General features: G+C 66.0%; 21 protein-coding genes. 3 read left to right on the top strand and 18 right to left on the bottom strand.

Going from position 1 to position 21486, the window contains the following annotated elements; genetic code table 11:
- Positions 1-13 precede the first annotated feature (13 nt).
- Entirely contained in the window at positions 14-1630 is a 1617-nt protein-coding gene (nusA, locus tag AC1VNY_RS16115; RefSeq protein ID WP_212057943.1) for a transcription termination factor NusA, read from the bottom strand.
- A gap of 3 nt (positions 1631-1633) precedes the next feature.
- Positions 1634-2422 (bottom strand): ribosome maturation factor RimP, encoded by a 789-nt coding sequence (rimP, locus tag AC1VNY_RS16110; protein ID WP_482405899.1) that lies wholly within the window; start codon positions 2420-2422, stop codon positions 1634-1636.
- Positions 2423-2770: 348 nt separating this feature from the next.
- Here rimP and AC1VNY_RS16105 point away from each other — a divergent pair, with 348 nt between their 5' ends.
- Both AC1VNY_RS16105 and AC1VNY_RS16100 read left to right on the top strand, forming a co-directional pair.
- Positions 2771-3841, top strand: a complete 1071-nt coding sequence (locus AC1VNY_RS16105; RefSeq protein ID WP_482405898.1) for a DUF2336 domain-containing protein — start codon at positions 2771-2773, stop codon at positions 3839-3841.
- Positions 3842-4047: 206 nt separating this feature from the next.
- Positions 4048-4887 carry a phytanoyl-CoA dioxygenase family protein gene (locus AC1VNY_RS16100; RefSeq protein WP_482405897.1) on the top strand — a complete coding sequence of 280 codons (840 nt, stop codon included), beginning with the start codon at positions 4048-4050 and terminating at the stop codon, positions 4885-4887.
- Positions 4888-4928: 41 nt separating this feature from the next.
- On the opposite strand, the gene AC1VNY_RS16095 is transcribed toward AC1VNY_RS16100, so the two are convergent.
- The 16 genes from AC1VNY_RS16095 to murJ form a co-directional block, all read right to left on the bottom strand.
- Positions 4929-5666 carry a tRNA (guanine(46)-N(7))-methyltransferase TrmB gene (locus AC1VNY_RS16095; RefSeq protein ID WP_482405896.1) on the bottom strand — a complete coding sequence of 246 codons (738 nt, stop codon included), beginning with the start codon at positions 5664-5666 and terminating at the stop codon, positions 4929-4931.
- Positions 5663-6787 (bottom strand): M20 family metallopeptidase, encoded by a 1125-nt coding sequence (locus AC1VNY_RS16090; RefSeq protein ID WP_482405895.1) that lies wholly within the window; start codon positions 6785-6787, stop codon positions 5663-5665. The genes AC1VNY_RS16095 and AC1VNY_RS16090 overlap by 4 nt, the downstream gene beginning before the upstream one ends.
- Before the next feature lie 179 nt (positions 6788-6966).
- Complete coding sequence (locus tag AC1VNY_RS16085) at positions 6967-7383, bottom strand: helix-turn-helix domain-containing protein (protein ID WP_016840389.1); 417 nt, start codon at positions 7381-7383, stop codon at positions 6967-6969.
- 261 nt (positions 7384-7644) lie between these two features.
- A complete protein-coding gene (lnt, locus tag AC1VNY_RS16080; RefSeq protein ID WP_482405894.1) occupies positions 7645-9258 on the bottom strand; it encodes an apolipoprotein N-acyltransferase in 1614 nt (537 codons plus the stop codon).
- A complete protein-coding gene (locus tag AC1VNY_RS16075; RefSeq protein WP_028335517.1) occupies positions 9255-10367 on the bottom strand; it encodes a hemolysin family protein in 1113 nt (370 codons plus the stop codon). The genes lnt and AC1VNY_RS16075 overlap by 4 nt, the downstream gene beginning before the upstream one ends.
- A 1-nt stretch (position 10368) precedes the next feature.
- Positions 10369-10866, bottom strand: coding sequence for an rRNA maturation RNase YbeY (gene ybeY / locus AC1VNY_RS16070; RefSeq protein ID WP_482405893.1), 498 nt, complete (start codon positions 10864-10866; stop codon positions 10369-10371).
- Between the two features lie 68 nt (positions 10867-10934).
- Positions 10935-12005, bottom strand: a complete 1071-nt coding sequence (locus tag AC1VNY_RS16065; protein ID WP_077231173.1) for a PhoH family protein — start codon at positions 12003-12005, stop codon at positions 10935-10937.
- Positions 12006-12010: 5 nt separating this feature from the next.
- Positions 12011-13399: a tRNA (N6-isopentenyl adenosine(37)-C2)-methylthiotransferase MiaB gene (gene miaB, locus AC1VNY_RS16060; protein WP_482405892.1), complete on the bottom strand. Its 1389-nt coding sequence runs from the start codon at positions 13397-13399 to the stop codon at positions 12011-12013.
- 60 nt (positions 13400-13459) lie between these two features.
- Positions 13460-14158 (bottom strand): HAD family hydrolase, encoded by a 699-nt coding sequence (locus AC1VNY_RS16055; protein ID WP_482405891.1) that lies wholly within the window; start codon positions 14156-14158, stop codon positions 13460-13462.
- 128 nt (positions 14159-14286) lie between these two features.
- Positions 14287-14739, bottom strand: a complete 453-nt coding sequence (locus tag AC1VNY_RS16050) for a Fur family transcriptional regulator (RefSeq protein WP_016840396.1) — start codon at positions 14737-14739, stop codon at positions 14287-14289.
- Positions 14740-14816: 77 nt separating this feature from the next.
- Positions 14817-15302 (bottom strand): ribosomal protein S18-alanine N-acetyltransferase, encoded by a 486-nt coding sequence (gene rimI, locus AC1VNY_RS16045; RefSeq protein ID WP_482405890.1) that lies wholly within the window; start codon positions 15300-15302, stop codon positions 14817-14819.
- Positions 15299-15994: a tRNA (adenosine(37)-N6)-threonylcarbamoyltransferase complex dimerization subunit type 1 TsaB gene (gene tsaB, locus AC1VNY_RS16040; protein ID WP_482405889.1), complete on the bottom strand. Its 696-nt coding sequence runs from the start codon at positions 15992-15994 to the stop codon at positions 15299-15301. The genes rimI and tsaB overlap by 4 nt, the downstream gene beginning before the upstream one ends.
- Before the next feature lie 88 nt (positions 15995-16082).
- On the bottom strand, positions 16083-16652 hold the full coding sequence (locus tag AC1VNY_RS16035) for a NifU family protein (protein ID WP_028335524.1): 570 nt from the start codon (positions 16650-16652) through the stop codon (positions 16083-16085).
- A gap of 201 nt (positions 16653-16853) precedes the next feature.
- Entirely contained in the window at positions 16854-17348 is a 495-nt protein-coding gene (locus AC1VNY_RS16030) for a universal stress protein (protein WP_050383417.1), read from the bottom strand.
- A gap of 88 nt (positions 17349-17436) precedes the next feature.
- Entirely contained in the window at positions 17437-18489 is a 1053-nt protein-coding gene (gene trpS / locus AC1VNY_RS16025) for a tryptophan--tRNA ligase (protein ID WP_482405888.1), read from the bottom strand.
- A gap of 65 nt (positions 18490-18554) precedes the next feature.
- Positions 18555-20093, bottom strand: a complete 1539-nt coding sequence (gene murJ / locus AC1VNY_RS16020) for a murein biosynthesis integral membrane protein MurJ (RefSeq protein WP_482405887.1) — start codon at positions 20091-20093, stop codon at positions 18555-18557.
- 260 nt (positions 20094-20353) lie between these two features.
- Between murJ and AC1VNY_RS16015 the strand changes: the two genes are divergently transcribed.
- On the top strand, positions 20354-21355 hold the full coding sequence (locus AC1VNY_RS16015) for an adenosine kinase (protein ID WP_482405886.1): 1002 nt from the start codon (positions 20354-20356) through the stop codon (positions 21353-21355).
- Positions 21356-21486 lie beyond the last annotated feature (131 nt).

The following is a 21486-nucleotide window of genomic DNA, read 5'->3' as shown; positions in this document are numbered from 1 at the left end:
GTCGGGCATCTCCTTACGAAGCCGTCGTTTCTGCTTCGGCGGCCTCGGCCTCCTCGGCAGGCTTGGCGAGGTCGGCCTCGGTGATCCAGCCGGCCTTCAGACGGGCCTGCATGATCATGGCCTCGGCCTCGTCGCGCGAGATCTCGATGCCGTCGAGGAACCCGGCATGCTTGGTCGGCTCGCCGCCTTCCTTGCGCTCGGTCCAGCCGACCAGATCGTCGGTGGCGCAGCCGGCGAGATCCTCGACCGTCTTGACCTCGTTCTCGCCGAGCTTGACCAGCATCTTGCCGGTGATGCCGGGCACGTCCTTCATGGCGTCCTCGACGCCGAGTTCCTTGCGCTTGGCTTCCAGTTCCGCCTCGAGCTGTTCCAGATATTCGCGGGCGCGGGTCTGCAGCTCGTTGGCGGTCTCCTCGTCGAAACCCTCGATGCCGGCGAGTTCCTTGACGTCGACCAGCGCGAGTTCCTCGACCGAGGTGAAGCCTTCGGAGGCGAGCAGCTGGCCGACCACCTCGTCGACATTGAGTGCTTCCATGAACACGCGGGTCGAGTTCTCGAAGTCGGCCTGGCGGCGCTCCGACTCTTCCTGCTCGGTCAGGATGTCGATGTCCCAGCCGGTCAGCTGCGAGGCGAGGCGGACGTTCTGGCCGCGGCGGCCGATCGCTAGCGACAGCTGGTTGTTGGTGTCGGGAACCACGACCTCGATGCGCTCGCGGTCCTCGTCGATCACGACCTTGGCGACTTCAGCCGGCGCCAGCGCGTTGACGACGAAGGTTGCGATGTCGGGCGACCACGGGATGATGTCGATCTTCTCGCCCTGCAGCTCGTTCACCACGGCCTGCACGCGCGAGCCGCGCATGCCGACGCAGGCGCCGACCGGGTCAACCGAGGAATCGCGCGAGATCACGCCGATCTTGGCGCGCGAGCCCGGATCGCGGGCGACCGCCTTGATCTCGACGATGCCGTCGTAGATCTCCGGCACTTCCTGCGCGAACAGCTTCGCCATGAACTGCGGATGGGTGCGCGACAGGAAGATCTGCGGACCACGCGTCTCGCGGCGGACGTCGAAGATATAGGCGCGGACGCGGTCGCCGTTGCGGAACACCTCGCGCGGCAGCATCTCGTCGCGGCGCACGATCGCTTCGCCACGGCCGAGATCGACGATCACGCTGCCATATTCGACGCGCTTGACGATGCCGTTGACGATGTCGCCGATGCGATCCTTGAATTCCTGGTACTGCCGGTCGCGCTCGGCCTCGCGCACCTTCTGCACGATCACCTGCTTGGCCGACTGCGCGGCGATGCGGCCATATTCCAGCGGCGGCAGCGTGTCGGCGATGGTGTCGCCGACCTGGGCGCCCGGATTGGCGCGCTGCGCATCGTGCAGCGAAATCTGGTTGGAGGAGTTCTCGACGACGTCGACCACCAGCATGTGGCGGGTCAGCCGCAGCTCGCCCTTCTTGGCGTCGATCTCGGCATGGACGTCGGTCTCGCTGCCGTAGCGGGCACGCGCGGCCTTGGCGATGGCGTCTTCCATCGCCGCGATCACGATGGAGCGGTCGATCGACTTTTCGCGCGCAACTGCGTCTGCGATCTGCAGCAGTTCGAGTTTGTTGGCGCTGACTGCCATGGCTTAGTCTCCTTCGGATGGATCGATCTCGCCACGGCGCGCGCGCTCGGCCGCCAGGCGGTGCTTTTTGGTGTTGGTCGGGGCCGGCTTCTTGCCGGGCTTGTGAGCAGGCTTGTCACCAGGCTTGGGTTTCGGCTTCTGACTCTTCGCCGGGTCGCTCATCTTGGCGTGGGCCGGTTGCGGCGGCGCGAGGCCGAGTTCGCGGCGCAGCTCGCGCTCGGCGGCCTTGCCGCGGCGCATCGATTCCTCGATCAGCTCGTCGGTCAGCACCAGCCGCGCGTCCGAGATGTCCTCCATCACCAGGAGAACCTCGGCGTCCTCGTCGGGACGCGGATCGTCGCGCCTGATGCGCACCGCATCGCCCTCGACGCCGGCAAGCACGCCGCGGAACCGCTTGCGGCCCTGATGCGCCACCGCCATCTCGATCTTCACGAGATGCCCGGTGTAGCGCTCGAAGTCGGAGCGGCGCACCAGCGGGCGATCGATGCCGGGCGAAGAGATTTCCAGCCGGTAGGCGCGCTCGATCGGGTCGGCGACATCGAGCACCGGCGACAGCGCGCGCGAGATCGCCTCGCAATCCTCGAGCTGCATCGAGCCGTCGGGCCGCTCCGCCATGATCTGCACGGTGCAGCCGGCATCGCCCGAGACCTTGATGCGCACCAGGCGATAGCCCATGCCCTGCAGCACCGGGACCGCGACCGCGGCAACGCGCGCCGCGACCCCGGGCTCGACGACGAGACGCGGCTCGGCGAGCAGTTCGGTGTCCACGGGCGTGGCGGTCGGTTCGGTCATATCCAGTGTCAAAGGCTGTCTAAGGTCTAAAGGCTGCTGAGGTCTGTTGTGTTGTTCAGGTGGCCTTAAGGGGCCGCTAACGCTACCCAAACCGGACCCGGCCTCGCTGGGTCCCTGTCAGGTAATAAAAAAGAGCGGGTCCCGGGGGGCCCACTCTCCTACGCGATCGTATGAGATACCATAAGTTGCGCTGGATATAGCTCTTTTGCCCGGGTCGGGCAAGGCCCCTCGGGTCCGGCGGGAGGCGATTTTACGGCTCCCCGGATGCCGGATCGATCTAACCCTCCGTTTACGAACGGGACCATAGATTGCCGAAAATCGGCAGAAGTCGCCGGTTGGACAAGGCTCATGACGACAGCCCCTGCGCTGATTCCGGAACTCGACGACATCGTTCGCCGCGGCGACCCCAAGCGCCGCGCCGAGGCCGCGCGGCGGCTCGGCGAGCTGTTCCTGCAGGGCGCGGCGAGCTTCCGCCCCGACCATATCGACCTGTTCGACGGGGTGCTGACCAGCCTGGTGCCGCATGCCGAGCTTGCTGCGCGGGTCGATCTCGCCGAACGGCTCGCGCCCCTCGGCAACGCGCCGCGCCATCTGGTCGGGCAGCTCGCCCGCGACGACGAGGTCGCGATCGCGGGGCCGCTGCTGCGCCGATCGCCGGTGATTGACGAAAAGGTGCTGGTCGAGATCGCCAATGCCAAGGGCCAGGGCCATCTGCTCGCGATGGCCGAGCGGCCAAGGCTCTCGACTGCGCTGACCGACGTCCTTGTCCGCCGCGGCGATCGCGATGTGATCCGATGCGCGGCCGGCAATGCCGGCGCCGCGTTCTCGGATGCGTCCTTCGCGACGCTGGTGCGGCGCGCCGGCCAGGACGGCGTGCTGACGCTGCGGATCGGCCGCCGCGATGATCTTCCGCCCGAGCATCTGAAGGGCCTGCTCGCCGGCTCGATCGACGTGATCCGCCGCCGTCTACATGCCGTCGCCAAGCCGGAACGCCAGGCCGAGATCAAGCTGGCGATGAACGAGATCGAGGGCGTGATCGTTCAGGTCGAGGGCCGCGATTTCACGGCCGCGCAGCGCGCCATCCTGGCGCTGCATCGCGCCGGCGAATTGAACGAGGCCGCGGTGGCCGGCTTCGCAAAGGCCTTCAAATATGAGGAATGCGTGGCGGCGCTCGCCGCAATGGCCGGCGTGAAAATCGTCACGCTCGATCGCCTGGTCTCCGGCGACCGTTACGATCCGATCCTGATCGCCAGCAAGACGATCGGCTTCGAATGGCCGACCGTGCGCACCCTGATCCTGATGCGGCTCGGGCCGAACCGCGTGCCGTCTCCTGCCGATATCGAAGGTGCGCGGGTGAATTTCGTGCGCCTGATGCCGTCAACGGCGCAGCGCGTCGTGGAGTTCTGGAAGTCGCGCTAGTTCACGCTAACAGCTCTTGGCTCCGTCATCCTGAGGAGCGCCGCAGGCGCGTCTCGAAGGATGCACGGCCACAGTTGGGCCGTCGACCCTTCGAGACGCGCGTTCCGCGCTCCTCAGGGTGACGGGATCATCAAATACCTCCCAATCTCAAATCGTTCCGCTATGCTTTCCGCAAGGCGCGACACAGCGCCAACGGGGAGATCGCCATGCTGACGGACGCCGACATCCAATCGCACGCCGCGCGGATCCGCGACGACGGATACACCGTGATCGAGCGCGCCGCCTCGCCCGATTTGGTCGAGGGGTTGAAGGCGGCGGTGCTGAGAATCGAGCGCGAGCACAATCTCGCACCTGCCAGGACGTCGTTCGAAGGCTTCAAGACGCTGCGCATCAACAACCTCCTGACCTATGACGATCTGTTCTGGGAGGTGCCGCTGCATGACAACGTGCTGCCGGTGGTCGAACGCGTGCTGGACAGGGAATGCCTGCTGTCGTCGTTCTGCTCGCTGGTGCTCGGGCCCGGCCAGGAGGCGCAGCCGATTCACGAAGACACCCAATTGATCCCGTTGCCGCGGCCGCACATTCCGATCACGATCAATGCGATCTGGGCGCTGTCCGATTTCCGCGAGGATAACGGCGCGACGCGGATCATTCCGCGTAGCCACAAATTCGATTCGTCGCCCGAATACGGCAAGGAGTACGACGCGGTCACCGCGACCATGCCGGCCGGCAGCGTGATGTTGTTCGACAGCGCGCTGTGGCATGGCGGCGGCGCCAACAGCAGCGACGCAAGGCGCTTTGCCTTCTCCTGCGCCTATTGCTGGGGCTGGATGCGGCAGCAGGAGAACCTGCAGCTCGGCATTCCGCGCGAGACCGCGGCCCGCTTTCCGCGCCGCTTGCAGGAATTGTGCGGCTACAGCGTCTACAAGGGCCAGTTCGGCCACATCGACAATCACGATCCGATCGAACTGCTCGGCTGCGAGCGCGGCAAGCGGATGGTGTGGGAGGCGACCGACGTCAGGAAGGCGCGCCTGGCGGGGCAGTAATTCCCTTCGCCGTCATGGCCGGGACCGGGCATCACGAGGTGCTAAAGCCTGCGAAACCTCAAATACGCCGCCTTGCGCCCCTCGCGCTCGGCCTTGGCGCCGTAGCGCGTCATCGTGTAGTTCGGCCATGGTCGTTGCCAGTCGATCGCGCGCTCGGCGAGCCAGGCGAAGTCGGGCGAGCGCATCAGATGCGCCAGCGTCCAGGCGCAGTAGTCGTCGATATCGCTGACGAAGCGGAATTCGCCGCCCGGCGGCAGCCGCCGCGTCATGGCGACGACCGTTGCATCCTGCACGAAACGCCGCTTCCAATGCCGCCGCTTCGGCCAGGGATCGGGGTGAATCAGGTCGATGCGCGCAAGCGAGCGCGTCGGCGCCCAGGCCAGCAGTTCGGCCGCGTCGCCGGCGAACAGGCGGATATTGCCGATATTTAGCGCCTCGATCTGGGTAAGGATCTTCGCCATGCCGTTGACATAGGGCTCGCAGCCGATGAAGCCCGTGGTCGGAAAGGCCTGCGCCTCCGCGATCAAATGCTCGCCGCCGCCGAAGCCGATCTCGAGCCTGACATTCTCGGTGCCGTCATCGAACAACTCGGTCAGCGCCTCGGGCGCGGGCGCCGAGATGTCGACGGCCAGATGCGGCAGCAGAGTGTCGATCAGGTCGGCCTGATGCGGGCGCAGCTTGTGGCCCTTGCGCCGTCCGAAGAACGAGCCGCGCGCATGCGCCATCGTGCCGTCGTCGGTGGAATCGCGATCGCCGCGGTCGCCTGGAGCCGGTGTCATCGCAGCGTTTGATAGAGACGGTGGAGCAGCCGCGCGCGCGGCTCGATCGACGAGATGTAGAGCTGCTCGTAATGGGTATGCGCGCCCTTGCCGTCGACGCCGAGGCCGTCGAGGGTCGCGGTGTGCGGCGCCGTGAAATTGCCGTCGGAGCCGCCGCCGGTGAACACATCCGCCAGCTCGAAGCCGAGCTCGGCGGCCACCCCCTTGGCGTGCTCGTAGAGCGCGGCGCCGGCGTTGCTTTTCTCATAGGGCGGACGGTTCAATTCGCCCGATATCTTCACGCTGACGCCCTCGGTGCGTGAGGTGATCCCGAGGATCTTCGGCACCAGCTCGTCGGCGTCGGCCATGGTCGGCACGCGCATGTCGACTTCCGCATAGGCCTCTTCGGCGATCACGTTCGGCTTGGTGCCGCCGCGGACGACACCGACATTGACGGTGACGCCGCGCTTGAGATCGTTCATCGCCTCCAGCGCCTGGATCACATTGCCGAGTTCCCGGATCGCGCTGCGGCCGTCCTCGGGGCGCGTGCCGGCATGGGCCGGCGCGCCCTTGATGAACACGTCGAAGCGCGCAACGCCCTTGCGTCCGGTGACGATCTTGCCGCCATCGCGCGCCGGCTCCGTCACCAGCACGTATTTGGCCTTGCGGCCCTCGGCCTCGATCAGCGCCCGCGAGGTCGGGCTGCCGATCTCCTCGTCCGATACGTAGAGCTGGGTGATGCCGAGCGGCGGGCGCGCGCCGTCGGCGCAGACCTGCCTGAACGCATGATAGGCGAGATAGGCGCCGCCCTTCATGTCGTAGATGCCGGGGCCGAACGCGCTGTCGCCGTCGACCTTGAATGGTAACCGTTCGATGAATCCCATCGGATGGACTGTGTCGAGATGGCTCAGCACCAGGATGCCCGGCGCGTCCTGGCCCCAGGACGAGCGCGTCACCAGGTGATCGCCGCAGCCGTCGCGTCCCGCAATGCGCTCCACCGTGGCCGGCAGGTCGCGATAGCCCGACGCGACGAGATCGGCCAGCTTGTTGACCTGATCGGGCCGCTCCGTCGGAGATTCGATCTCGACCCAGCGGCGGATGCCGTCGAGAATCACGGCGGTTTCGAACGGATTGCTGGACATGCTGTTGTCGTCGCCTGTGAATTCGCTTTGTCATTGCGCGCACGCGCCAAAGCATGATCCGAAATCATGCTCAAACGAGGCGCTAGAGCGCGATGATGCTCAAGCTGAACTCATCGCGTTAGCGTACGCTGGAATGGCATATTCCAGATTTGACGATCGCTCAAACGGATATGGCTGAATCAGACCTGCTCGGCAGCCTCGCGCGCCGCTATCTGCTCGACCAGTTCGACGATGCTGCGGCGGAGCTTGGCGTCTGCAATCCGCGTGAAGGCGCGGGTCAGGGCCAGGCCCTCGGCGGTTGCCAGAAAATCGGAGACATAGGTCGGCGAGGCGCCCTCGCTGAAGCCGTCGGCGGTCTTGACCCCACTCGGGCCGCCGTCGAACAGGAAAGAAACCGGCACCTGCAGGATTTCGGAGATCTGCTGCAGCCGGCTGGCGCCGACGCGGTTGGTGCCCTTCTCGTATTTTTGCACCTGCTGGAACGTCAGGCCTAACGCCTCGCCCAGTTTCTCCTGGCTCATGCCGAGCATGATGCGTCGCATCCGGACGCGGCTGCCGACATATTTGTCAACAGGATTGGGCGCTTTAGTGGACATCTCCAACTCTCCTAAGGGATTGCGCGCCCGTGGATGAGGCAAGTTGGAAGTGGAGTATGCCTCAGGCGCCGGTGCCGTCAAATCCTGCAAGGAGGATCGGGACGAAATGCGGACAATTTGCGCAAAGGGGCTGACTTGGCTTGTGATTTCGCGTGGACCCGTACAATGCGAAGTGCACGGTCGATCTGTCAACTGGTGGAATCATACTGAGGTAAATTTCGACGTTTTTTCGGGTTCGCGACAACCGGCGATATGCAGCCGTCAGGCTTTTCGCCTCACAAACCGCCGCCGCAATACGAACGCCAGGGCTGTGATCACAATCACAGCGGCGGGGATGTTCCCGACACGCGCATAGATCGTCGGCGCGATGGCCACCGGCAGGCCGGCATCGAGCACGCCTTCGATGCCGAGCCCGAGTTGTGCAACGATCCGGCCGACGGGGTCGATGACGGCCGAGATACCCGTATTTGCGGCGCGGACCATCGGCAGGCCTTCCTCGATGGTGCGCAGCCGGGCCTGTTGCAGGTGCTGGTAAGGGCCGGTCGAGATTCCGAACCATCCGTCATTGGTGACATTGACGATCCAGCCGGGACGATCGTCGCGGCTCACGACGTTGCCGGGAAAGATCGCCTCGTAGCAGATCAGGGGCAGGGCGCGCGGTGCATTCGGAATATCGAGCGTACGGCGGATCGTGCCGGGAATGTAGCCGCCCTGCACCTTGGTGAGCTGCACGAAGCCGACCTTCTCCATCCAGTCCTGGAACGGCAGATATTCTCCGAACGGGACAAGATGCAGCTTGTCGTAGACCGCAAGCACGCTGCCGTCGTGGTCGATGACGTAGATGGAATTATAGGCGCGCGTCACGCGGACGCCGGGCGGCAGATCGGGCGCGCGCACCGAACCGGTGATCAGCACGGTTCCCTTCGGCAGCAGGTCGGCGATCTGCGCCATCGCGTCGGCTTCCTTGGTCAGGAAGAACGGAAACGCGGATTCCGGCCAGATCAGGATGGTGGCATCCTTCACGCCGGTGGCGTGCGGCCCGGAGGCGCGATCCGACAGGGTGAGATATTTCTGCATCACCGCCGCCTTGGCGGAGTAGTTGAACTTGGCATCCTGCTGCAAATCGGGCTGCATGATGCGCAGCTTGACGCCGTCGACCATCCTGGTCGGCTGCTGCGCGAGGCGGACCACGCCGAACGCCAGCATCGCTGCCAGCACCAGCACCGCGGCCACCGGCGCGCGCCACGGCTTGCGGCCGCGCGAGGCGCCGTCGATCAGCACGGCCGGGCTTGCGAAGATCGCGACGGCCAGGAACGTCATGCCCCACAGCCCGATCAGCGACGCAGCCTGGGCCAGCGCCAGCGGCTCGGTCAGTGCGTAGCCGAACCCATTCCACGGAAAGCCGCTGAGGAGATGGCCGCGCAGCCATTCCGAAATCGTCAGGCTGACCGCGAGCGCCAGCACGCGCGAGGCGTCGCGCGGCCAGATCAGCCGCGCCAGCGCGAAGCCGAAGGCGGTGAACAAAGCGAGATAAGCAGGCAGGCCGAGCACCGCGAACGGAGTCAGCCAGGCGAAGGTGTCCGCGTCGACGAAGAAGGCGTAGCCGATCCAGTACAGTCCCGGCACGAAATAGCCGAGGCCGAACCAGAAGCCGGACAGCGCCGCGGCAGGCAGACCGCGCCAGCGGCCGGCCGCGCTGCCGTCGATCAGCCAGACCGCGATGGAAAAGGTGAGAAACAGAACCGGCCAGGCGTTGAACGGCGCCATCGCCAGCGCAGACAGCGCGCCGGCCGTGAGCGCGAGGACGGCGCGTTTCCATCCCCAGGTCAGGATGATTGCAAGGCCGATCGATCGGAGCTTGTCGGACAGCCTCACTGCGGACCGGCTCCCTCGCCGGGCGGCGGCATGTTGTCATTCGCCTGCGGGTTTCCGGAGTCCGGCGCCTGCTCGCGGCGCCGCTCGCGCTCCTTGCGCGGCGTCGGCCGTTCCTTGCGCGCGGTGATGCGCACGCGCTTGACCCGCCGCGGATCGGCGTCGAGCACCTCGACCTCGTAGTTGCCGGGTCCCGAAATCACCTCGCCGCGCACCGGCAGGCGCCCGACGAACGATACGAGGTAGCCGCCGAGCGTCTCGACCTCCTCGCCGGCATCGCCGATCACGAAGTCCTCGCCGATCACCGAGCGGACATCGTCGAGGCTGGCGCGCGCATCGGCGATGAAGGAATTGTCCGGCTGGCGCACGATCGACGGCGGCTCGTCGGAATCGTGTTCGTCGTCGATCTCGCCGACGATCTGCTCGACGATATCCTCGATCGACACCAGCCCGTCGGTGCCGCCATATTCGTCGACCACCAGTGCGAGATGGATCCGCGAGGCCTGCATCTGCGCCAGCAGGTCGATCGCGCGCATCGATGGCGGGATATAGAGCAGCTTGCGGATGATGTTGGCTTCCGACAGCGGCAGCGCGAGATCGACGCTGCGCAGATCGAGCCCGGCCGGGAACGGCTTCTTGCGCTTCGTCTTGGTCGCGTCGGTGACGCGGGCTCTCGCGGTCATGAAGGCGAGCAGGTCGCGGATGTGCACCATGCCCTCGGGGTCGTCGAGGGTTTCGTTGTAGACGACGAGCCGCGAATGCGCCGCGCTCTCGAACAGGCTCATCAATTCGCCGAGGGGAATGTCGCGCTTGACCGCGACGATGTCGGCGCGGTGCACCATGACGTCGGCGATCCGCCGCTCGTTCAGCGACAGGATGTTGCGCAGCATGGTGCGCTCGATCGCCGAGAAGCCGACATCGTCCGGCGTCGAGGCGTCGAGCACCACTTGCAAATCGTCGCGCACGGAGCCGGCCTTCCAGCCGAACAGGGTACGGATCGCGCGAACCAGCCAGCCCTCGGCCGCCGGGCGCTGCACCTCGCCCTCGTGCACCACGGCGGGCAGGTTGCTCACGTTGCGCGGGTTGTCGTGGGTCGGTTCGGAATCCGGCATGTCAGGCGATCCGATCCGCATAGGGGTCGGGAATGCCGAGGGAAGAGAGGATCTCGCGCTCGAGCGCCTCCATGTCCTCGGCATCGTCGTCGTTCTCGTGGTCGTAACCGATCAGGTGCAGGAAGCCATGCACCGCGAGATGGCTCAAATGATGGTCGAACGGCTTCTGCTCTTCATCGGCTTCCCGCCGCGTCGTCTGATAGGCGATCGCGATATCGCCGAGCATGCGCGGGGCATCGTCGGCTCCGCCGGCGCCTTCCGGCTGCAGCGCCGGAAACGACAGCACGTTGGTCGGCTTGTCGATGCTGCGCCAGTTGGCGTTCAGGGTGCGGATACCGGCATCGTCGGTCAGCATCACCGCAAGCTCGGCGTCGGCGACATCGGCATCGGCGATTTCGGCGGCAGCCTCGATGGCGCGGTGGATCACCGCGTCGGCACTGGGCTCGGCCTGCCAGCATTCGGCGGTGACGAGAACCTCGGTTGCAGGAAAAGCAGACACGTTGGTTTCAAAATCTGCGTTATGGCCGGATCCCGCGTCGTGCGGGCTCGCGGCCGAAGCTATTGGTCTCAAGATCTGGCGTTTGCCGGCTTTTGCGGCAATCCCTCATAGGCGGCCACGATGCGCGCCACCAATTCATGGCGGATGACGTCCTCGGCCTTGAAATGCACCTGCGCGATGCCCTCGACGCCGTCGAGCAGCTTCACGGCTTCCGTGAGCCCCGAGGCCTGGCCGTGCGGCAGGTCGACCTGCGACGGATCGCCGGTGACGATCATCCGGCTGTTCTCGCCGAGACGCGTCAAAAACATCTTCATCTGCATCGTCGTGGTGTTCTGCGCCTCGTCGAGGATGATGGCGGCATTGGTCAGGGTGCGGCCGCGCATGAAGGCGAGCGGGGCGATCTCGATCTCGTTGCCCTGCAGCGCGCGCTCGACGACGCGGGCGTCCATCAGATCGTACAGCGCGTCATAGATCGGGCGCAGATACGGATCGACCTTCTCCTTGAGGTCGCCGGGCAGGAAGCCGAGCCGCTCGCCGGCTTCCACCGCGGGCCGCGTCAGGATGATGCGATCGACCTCCTTGCGCTCGAACAACTGCGCGGCATGGGCGACCGCGAGCCAGGTCTTGCCGGTGCCGGCCGGGCCGATGCCGAACACCAGTTCATGCCGCTTCAGCGCGCGGATGTAGGAATCCTGCGCTGCGGTGCGGGCGCGGACGGGGCGCTTGCGCAGATTGATGGTCTCGAAGGTCGGCTTGGCGGTCTTGTTGTCGAATTCGAACAGCGAGCCCTGCGCGATCACCGCGCGGATCGCGCCTTCGACCTCGCCCTGATCGAGGTCGTGTCCTTCGACGGCCTGCGCGTAGAGCGTCTCCAGCACGCGCCGCGCCGCGTCGCAGCCGTCGCGGGAGCCTGCGATGGTGAGATGATTGCCGCGGGAATCGACCACGACGCCGAGCCGCCGCTCGATCAGCGCCAGATTTTGTCCGTAGGGGCCGACCAGCGCGGATGCCGCGCGGTTGTCGTCGAAATCGATGACGACCTGAGTTTCAGGGGGCCGGGTCTCGGGTGGCATTTGCATGTCGCGGTCAGGTTTGCGGCTGGGAGCGAGCGAAGACGAATCCGATGCGCTTTTGGGCAAGGATTTCAGGCTCCAATGGTCTGCGAAATGAGGCCGGGCGCGGGTCGCGGCGCGAGCTCGCCGATCAGGCTGTAGCGCTCGAGGCTGTCGATCCGCACCGGGAGGACCTGGCCGATGATGTCGGGCGACGCCATCACATGGGCGGGCTGCAGATAGGCGGTGCGGCCGACGATCTGGCCCGGATTGCGCGCGGCGCGCTCGAACAGCACATCGACCGTTGTGCCAATCGCAGCCCGGTTGAAGGCCGATTGCTGGCTGTCGATCAATTCCTGAAGCCGCCCCAAGCGCTCGTCCATCTCGGCTGCTGACACTGTCTCCCGCATCTCCGCCGCCGGCGTGCCCGGCCGTGGCGAATACTTGAATGAATACGCCGCAGCGTATCCGATTTGCGTGACAAGCGCGAGGGTGGCGGAAAATTCTTCCGCGGTCTCTCCGGGGAAGCCCACGATAAAATCTGATGAAAAAGCAATGTCTTGCCGCGCGGCGCGGAACCGGTCGATGACGCGCCGGTAGTCATCGGCGGTATGTTTGCGGTTCATGGCGGCAAGGATCCGGTCCGCCCCCGATTGCACCGGCAGGTGCACGAACGGCATCAGTTCGGGCAAATCGCGATGGGCCGCGATCAGGGCGTCGTCGACGTCGCGCGGATGGCTGGTCGAATAGCGCAGCCGCGTGACGCCGGGAATTGTGGCCAGCCGCTGCAACAATTTGCCGAGCGGCCAGACGCGGCCGTCGGGGCCTTCGCCGTGATAGGCGTTGACGTTCTGCCCGATCAGCGTGAATTCGCGCACGCCATTGTCGGCGAGCTGCTTCACATCGTCGATGATCCTGGCGACCGGGCGCGAGACTTCCGCGCCGCGGGTATAAGGCACCACGCAGAAGGTGCAGAACTTGTCGCAGCCCTCCTGCACCGTGACGAAGGCGGAGATGCCGCGGGCGCGGATCGCATCCGGCTTCGGCTGCGGCAAGAAGCCGAACTTGTCCTCGACCGGGAATTCCGTTTCCAGCGCGCGGCCGTTTTGTTTGGCGCGCTTCAAAAGCTCGGGCAGATGATGATAGCTCTGCGGCCCGACCACGATGTCGACGGTCGGCGCGCGATGGATGATCTCGGCGCCTTCGGCCTGCGCGACGCAGCCGGCGACCGCGATCTTCATCTCGCGGCCCGCCCGCGCGGCCTCATCCTTGGCGACGCGCAGCCGCCCGAGCTCGGAATAGACTTTCTCCGACGCCTTCTCGCGGATGTGGCAGGTGTTGAGGATCACCAGGTCGGCGTCTTCGGCGCTCGCGGTCTCGACAAAGCCTTCGCCGGCCAGCGTGTCCGCCATGCGTTGCGCATCGTAGACATTCATCTGGCAGCCATAGGACTTGATGTGCAGCTTGCGCGGCGTCGTCATGGAACCCTGAGAGCGAAAAATGGAAACGGCGCCATCGGGGCGCCGAGGCTGAAATATAGCTTAAACCGGGGAAAATCCAGCGATCGAGCCGTGTTTTTGGCCGGCCTGGGCGATCAAATCGGGCAATTGGCGCATATCGGCGAAGGTTACGGCCGCGCCGGCCTGGCGCAACATCCCCTCATGTTCCGCCGTGCAGTGGCTGCCGCCATAAAAACCGAGCACAGTCATCCCGGCGGCGCGGGCGCCGGTGACGCCGGCCACGCTGTCCTCGATCACGACGCAGCGCGCGGGGGCGGCGCCCATCTGCGTGGCCGCGAACAGGAAGAGATCGGGCGCCGGCTTGCCGCGCTTGACCTGGGTGGCGGAGAAAATATGCGGCGCGAGCTGGTCGTAGAGCCCGGCGCAGGTCAGGCCGTGATGGATCTTTTCCGGCGTGCCGCTCGACGCCACGCATTTCGGTAAGCCGAGCGCGGCGATCGCCTCGCCGACATGCGCGATGGCGCTGAGATCGTCGGCATAGAAGCTCAGCGTCGCATGCTTGACCTCGGCCTCGAAGGTCTCGGGCAGCGCGCGGCCGATCTCGCTCTCGACGATGCGCCGCGCCTCGCGGTCGGACACGCCGAGGAAGCGCTTCAGCACGCCGTCAGGCGTAATCGGAAAGCCGTGACGCGTCAGCGTTTCCGCATGCGCGCGACAGGAGATCACCTCGCTGTCGACCAGCACGCCGTCGCAATCGAAGATGACGAGATCGAATGTCATGGTCGGGTGACGCGTTCCCGCACGCGTCTAAAGCGCGATGAGATCAGGTTGAATCATTATCGCGCTTTAGCTCCTTGTCTGAGTATGATCTTTTCGGAAAACCGCTTCGCACTTTTCCGGATCATGCTTTAGGACTTGCTGTCTTCGTCGAGCGGGACGCAATACAGCTCGAGACGATGATCGACCAGCTTGTAGCCGAGCTTGCGCGCGATCTCGGCCTGCAGCTTCTCGATTTCCTCGGAGGTGAACTCGATCACCTTGCCGTCGCGCAGATTGATCAGATGGTCGTGATGGCTCTCCGGCATCTGCTCGTAGCGCGCGCGGCCCTCGCGAAAGTCGTGGCGCTCGATGATGCCGGCATCCTCGAACAACTTGACGGTGCGATAGACGGTCGAGATCGATATCTTGTCGTCGACCGCAACGCAGCGGCGGTAGAGCTCCTCGACGTCGGGGTGATCCATGGCCTCCGCCAGCACGCGTGCGATCACGCGGCGCTGTTCGGTCATGCGCATGCCGGTCGCGGCGCAGCGCGCCTCGATGCCGGTATTCTTCTGCGCAGGCGTGATTTTCACCGTCGTCATGGGTCCTTGGCAGGTCCTTGGCCAGTCCTTGGGCCTTGGATGGCAGAGCAGGGCGCTGTTCTGCCATCGCCCCGATGTTACGACAAGTCGCGCCGCATCAGAAGCGCGTTCAAATGTTCCCCGCCGGGCTGCTTGTAATAGCGTTCGCGGCGGCCGATCACGCCGAATCCGGCCCTTTCATAGAGGCGTCGTGCCGGCTGATTGTTCTCTTCCACCTCGAGGAAGATGGTGCGGATGCCGCGGCCGGCAAGATGGCCGAGATGGGTCAGCAGCAGGTCGCGCGACAGGCCGCGCCCGCGCTGATTGGAATCGATCGCAATCGACAGGATTTCCGCCTCATCCGCCGCCATCCGCGACACGGCAAAGCCGATCACCCTGCGGCCCTGGCGCAGCCGGTGCACCAGCGTGTTGCGCTCGGTCAGCATTGTCTCGAATTCGCCTTCGCCCCAGCCGCGATGAAACGACGCGCCATGCAACTGGGCGAGCCGCGCCGCATCACGCAGCGATGCGGGCTCGACCGCGGGCGGACCGCCGCCCCACCATCGTGACAGCAAGCCGATCATGTCGATCGCGGCACGCTGATTTCGAGCCGGTCCTTCGGCGGCTTGGCGTCGGGCGCGCGCAGATAGAACGGCCGCGGCGGCGCGGTTTCAGGATCCACGGCCGCGCCGATCCAGGCGACCCAGGTAATATCGGGCGCGGGCTGCCGGTCGACCTTGACCGGCGGTGCGGCGTCGGCGGGCCAGCGTTCGGCGAGGATATTGGCGGCGTTGCCGACCAGATGCAGCGCGCCGTGTTGGGAGGCCTCGAGCGCTTCCGCAATCGGCGCCACCTTCGGCTTGATGATCGGGCTGCCGTCGCCGCCGACCAGCTGGAAATAGATGTGATCGTGCCGCGCATCGATCGCCGACAGGATCGCAGAGGCGCCGTTCTCGGCGACCACAGGCGCGGCGTAGGCGGCGAGCGTCGACAGTCCGACCACCGGCTTTTCCGCGGCCAGCGCCAGGCCGCGCGCCGCCGAGAGGCCGACGCGTAGGCCCGTGAAACTGCCGGGGCCGGTGGTGACGGCGATGCGGTCGAGCCCGGCAAAGCCGATGCCGCTCTCCTTCATCACCCGAGCGATCAGCGGCATCAGCGCCTCGGCATGGCCGCGCTGCATCGCCTGCGATTCAATGGCGATTGTATTGCCGGAGGTGGTGTCGAGCACCGCCGCGGAGCAGGCGTCGAGCGCCGTATCGATGGCGAGAATCATCATGGGAGGGCGAATAGCGAATAGGGAATGGCGAACAGGGGTCCAGCGGAGAATGCTATTCGCGATTCGCCACTCGCCATTCGCCGCTCCATCACATCGGCCGGACTTCCTGCACGTCGGGCACGAAGTGCCGGAGCAGGTTCTGGATGCCGTGTTGCAGGGTTGCGGTCGATGACGGGCAGCCGGCGCAGGAGCCCTTCATGTTGAGGTAGACGATGCCGTCCTTGAAGCCGCGGAAGGTGATGTCGCCGCCGTCATTGGCGACCGCGGGGCGCACGCGGGTCTCGATCAGGTCCTTGATCTGCTCGACCGTCTCGGCGTCGGCCTCGTCGAAGAACTCGTCTTCCTCATCGCGCGCGTCGTCGCTGGCCGCGGTGCCGTCGGCGAGCAGCGGCGCACCGGACATGTAGTGCTCCATGATGGCGCCGAGGATCGCGGGCTTGAGGTGCTGCCAGTCGCCGTCCGCCTTGGTCACGGTGATGAAGTCGCCGCCGTAGAACACGCCGGTGACGCCGGATACGGCGAACAGCCGTTCGGCGAGCGGCGAGCGTGCGGCGGATTCGGGCGAGGAGAATTCCATGGTGCCGCTGTCGAGCACCATGCGGCCCGGGATGAATTTCAGCGTGGCGGGATTCGGCGTGGCTTCGGTCTGAATGAACATTTGCTGTCTCCGGCGTCGCCGGTTCAAGGCCGGCGCGTTGGGTTCCATTATAGCGTTTTCGAGCGAAGTGACACCGGTTCGCGAAGAAAACGCGTCAAATCAAGGAGTCAGATGGCAACTAAAAAGCCCGCGATCAAGCCGCAAAACCGCGGTTCCAGGCGCATACCCATGCCCGGAAGCGGGTCCGGGGCCGGTAACGGGCTAGGACAGGGCGTCGATCTCGGCGTCGGTCAGGCCGCCCGGCACGATGGTCACCGGGATCGGGAATGCCCCCATGGTCTTGGCCATGGTGGTGATGATCGGCCCGGGCCCCTCGGCGCCCGGATTGGCGGCCAGCACCAGCGCTGCGATATCGACGTCCTTGTCGATCACGTCGAGGATCTGCTCGATCGGGTCGCCCTCGCGAATCACCCGCTCCGGGGTGATCGCGGCGATGCCGTTGGCGCGGCCGGCGGCGCGGTCGAGCGCCTCGTTGGCGGCTTCCTCGGCCTCCGCGCGCATGATGTCGGCGACCCCGAGCCATTGCTGGTTCTGGTCTTCGGTCTCGATCACCCGCAGCATCACGACGCCGCCGCCGACCCGGATCGCCCACCGGCTGGCGTAATAGACCGCGCGGTCCCATTCCGCAGTGTCGTCAACGATGACGAGGCATTTCGGCTTGTGACCTGACTCGTAGCTGCGTCGCTGGGCGGTCATGCATGTCCCGGTGCTGAACCAAACCAACCCATGGTGCCATACTCCCTCGCCGTTTGGGAGAGGGAGCGCGCAGTTCCTGCCTTGCGCGTCAGCGCGGGCGGATGAAGCCGACGATATCCTTGGTGATGCGCATGGTCTCGTCGGCGATGCCGCGGGCGCGGTTGGCGCCGTCGGCGAGGACCGCGTCGACATGGCCGGGATCGGCGACCAGCTTCTTCATCTCGGAGGCGATCGGCGCCAGTTTCGCGACGCAAACCTCGACCAGCGCGTTCTTGAAGCTGGAAAACTGCCCGCCGCCGAACTGCGTCAGCACCTCCTGCTTGGAGATGCCGGCCAGCGCCGCGTAGATGCCGACCAGGTTATCGGCCTCGGGGCGGGTTTCGAGACCCTTCTCCTCCGACGACAGCGGCTCCGGATCGGTCTTCGCCTTGCGGATCTTCTGCGCGATGGTGTCGGCGTCGTCGGTGAGGTTGATGCGCGAATTGTCCGACGCATCCGACTTCGACATCTTCTTGGTGCCGTCGCGCAGGCTCATCACCCGCGTCGCCGGCCCCGTGATCAGCGGCTCGGGCTGCGGGAAGAACAGGCCGTCGGCAAAGCCATGACCACGAATTGAATCGCCGAAATCGTTGTTGAACTTCTGCGCGATGTCGCGGGACAGCTCCAGATGCTGCTTCTGGTCCTCGCCGACCGGCACATGGGTGGCGCGGTACAGCAGGATGTCGGCGGCCATCAGCACCGGATAGTCGTAGAGGCCGATGGAGGCGTTCTCGCGGTCCTTGCCGGCCTTCTCCTTGAACTGCGTCATGCGGTTCAGCCAGCCGATCCGCGCGACGCAGTTGAAGATCCAGGTCAGCTCGGCATGGCCGGCGATCTGGCTCTGGTTGAACACGATGTGCTTCTTGGCATCGATGCCGGCGGCGATGAAGGCCGCGGTGACCTCGCGGGTGTTGCGGGCGAGCTCAGCCGGGCCGCCCCAGACCTCGACGCCCTGCGTAATCGCATGCATGTCGACGACGCAATAGATGCAGTTGTGGGTCTGCTGCATCTTCACGAAGTTGACGATGGCGCCGAGGTAGTTGCCGAGGTGCAGATTGCCCGTCGGCTGGACGCCTGAGAAAACCCGTTCAACGAACGCCATGGTCTAATTCCCGGAAATGGCTAGTTTTGCCGCGTCGTTTGCCACTTAAGCTCCGCGCGCGCAAGTCAGGCGGGGCGCCTTTGCCGGACGGCGTTAATCGCCTCGCGCCAGCCGGTGACGCCGAAAAGCTGCAAGAACAGCCCGTAACCGGCGATGCCTGAGGCAATCAGCACGAGCAGGGAGGCCGCCTGCACGAAACCGTGGCTGCCGGCGGACGGCAGCGCGCCCTCCGCGAGCCAGAGCAGGGCGCCCATCGCGAGCGCCGCGGCCAGGATGCGCGGCAGCCGGCGGCGCGCATCGGCATCGATCGAGAAGCCGAAGGTCGCGGCCCCCTTGCGGATCAGTGCCAGTGCGTTGCTCCAGGCGCCGAGCGCGATGCCTGCGGCAATTCCGCTCGCACCGAAGATCTGGCCGAGCAGGAAGGCCGCCGCGATCGCCACCACGACCGCTTTCAGCGTTGCGAGCAGCGGCGTCAGCGTGTCCTCGCGCGCAAAGAATGCCGGCGACAGCGCCTTCACCAGCACATGCGCCGGCAAGGCCAGCGTCAGCCAGGTCAAGGCTTGCGCGGTTGCCGCGCTATCCTGGGCGGTGAACGCGCCGTGCTCGAACAGCATCCGCACGATCGGCTCGCTCAGCACCATCAGGCCGAGCGTCGCCGGCAGCGCCAGCCCGACCGCGAGCTCGAGGGCACGCGATTCCGCATGCGCGATCGCGCTGGATTCGCCGCTGCGCACGGCGCGCGTCATCTCCGGGATCAGCACCGTGCCCATGGCGACGCCGACGATGCCGAGCGGCAGCTCGAGCAGGCGGTTGGCGAAATAGAGCCAGGACACCGCCGATGGCGAGGTCGATGCGATCACCGCGCCTGCCACCATCAGCCATTGCGGCGCGCTGCTCGCGACCATGCCCGGGACCGCGCGGCCGAGAAAGCGGCGCATGTCAGGATCGAAGGACACGCTGAGCGGCGAAGCGAGTTTCGCGCCGCGCAGCGCCAGCATCGACAGTTGCAGGAAGCCGGCGATGCCGATCGTCGCCGCCATGACAATCGCCGCCTGCGCCGGCTCCTGCTGCCGCACCAGCAGCACGGCCATCACTGATATCAGCGCGATGTTGAACAACAGTGGCGAGAACGCGGTCAGCGCGAAACGTCCCTGGGCGCTGAGCAACGCCATCATCACGGTGACCGGGCCGGCGAAGGCGAGATAGGGCAGCATCAGCCTCGCGTCGTCGACGGCGAATTGCAGCGTGTCGCGGCCGACGAACCCCGGCGCGATCGCCGCGATCACCAGCGGCATCAGCACGCCGATGACGAGCGCGGCCGCGATCACGGCGGCGCTGATGGTGCCGAGCACGCGGCCGGCAAAGGCGGTTGCCGCGTCCAGGCCGCCGGCATCGCGCGCCTTCAGCCAGGCCGGCACCAAAGCGGCATTCAGTCCACCCTCGGCCAGCAGCCGTCGCACCACATTCACAAGCTGGAACGCCGCCAGGAACGCATCCGCCACCGGCCCCGCACCAAGCAGCGCCGCGATCACGGAATCGCGCACGAAGCCGAGCAGTCGCGAGGCCAGCGTTCCCGAGGAGACGGTGAGGAAGGAGCGGAACATGAGGTCTGTATAGCAGTAGCGCGCTTTGCTGCCAGCGGCACTCTAACGGACCCGTCATCCTGAGGTGCGAGCGCAGCGAGCCTCGAAGGATGAATCGGCCAGAGTGGGGCCGCGCATCCTTCGAGACGCGCGTTCCGCGCTCCTCAGGATGACGGAACGTAGAGCTCGGGATGACGGAACGTAGAGCTTCCCTTGCTGCCCCGAGGCCGAACGTGATAGGCCGCCACTCTTGTTGGGTGGCGTTAACACAGGGCAGGTCTATGGCTGACGCAAAATACGACGTTCTTGGGATCGGCAACGCGATCTTCGACGTGCTGGTGCAGACCGACGAGGGGTTCCTTGCCCGTCACGGCATGACCAAGGGCTCGATGCAACTGATCGACGAGGCGCGGGCCACCGCGATCTACGGCGACATGGGCGTGGCGACCGAGATGTCGGGCGGCTCGGCTGCCAACACCATCGTCGGCGTCGGCAGTCTCGGCGCCCGCGCCGCCTATGTCGGCAAGGTCAAGGACGACCAGATCGGCAAGCTCTACGTCCACGACATCCGCGCCGCCGGCGTCGCCTTCGACACCGCGCCGGCCAGGACCGGCCCGGCCACCGGCTGCTCCTACATCCTGGTGACGCCGGACGGCGAGCGCACCATGAACACCTATCTCGGCGCCGCGCAGGACCTGACGCCGGACGATATCGATCCGGCCCAGATCGCGGCCGCCGGCATCATCTATCTCGAGGGCTATCTCTGGGATCCGAAGAACGCCAAGGACGCTTTCGTGAAGGCGGCTGATATCGCGCATGGCGCTGGCCGCCAGGTCGCGCTGACGCTGTCGGATTCGTTCTGCGTCGATCGCTACCGCGACGAATTCCTTGACCTGATGCGCAAGGGCATCGTGGATCTGGTGTTCGCCAACGAGTCCGAGCTGCACTCGCTGTACCAGACCTCGGATTTCGACACCGCGCTGAAGCAGTTCGGCAAGGACACCAAGCTCGGCGTCGTCACCCGCAGTGAGAAGGGCTGCGTCGTGATCTCCGGCGACAGCGTCGTCGCGGCGCCCGCCTCGCCGATCGACAGGCTGGTCGACACCACCGGCGCCGGCGACCTGTTCGCCGCCGGCTTCCTGGTCGGTCTCGTGCGCAATGTCGGCCATGAGAATGCCGGCCGGCTCGGCGCGCTCGCCGCCGCCGAGGTGATCCAGCACATCGGCGCCCGGCCGCTGGTGTCGCTGCAGGATCTGGCGAAGCAGCAGGGGCTGCTGGTTTAAGGGCGCCGCTGGCTTTCTTCGCCCCTCCCGCTTGCTTGCGGGGGAGGTCGCAGCGCATCGAAGATGCGTTGCGGGTGGGGGCTCTCTCCACGGAATGACTCGCGGAGAGAGCCCCCACCCCGACCGCGCCC

Source organism: Bradyrhizobium ferriligni, from assembly GCF_056837965.1.
This window is presented reverse-complemented; position numbering and strand designations above follow the sequence as displayed.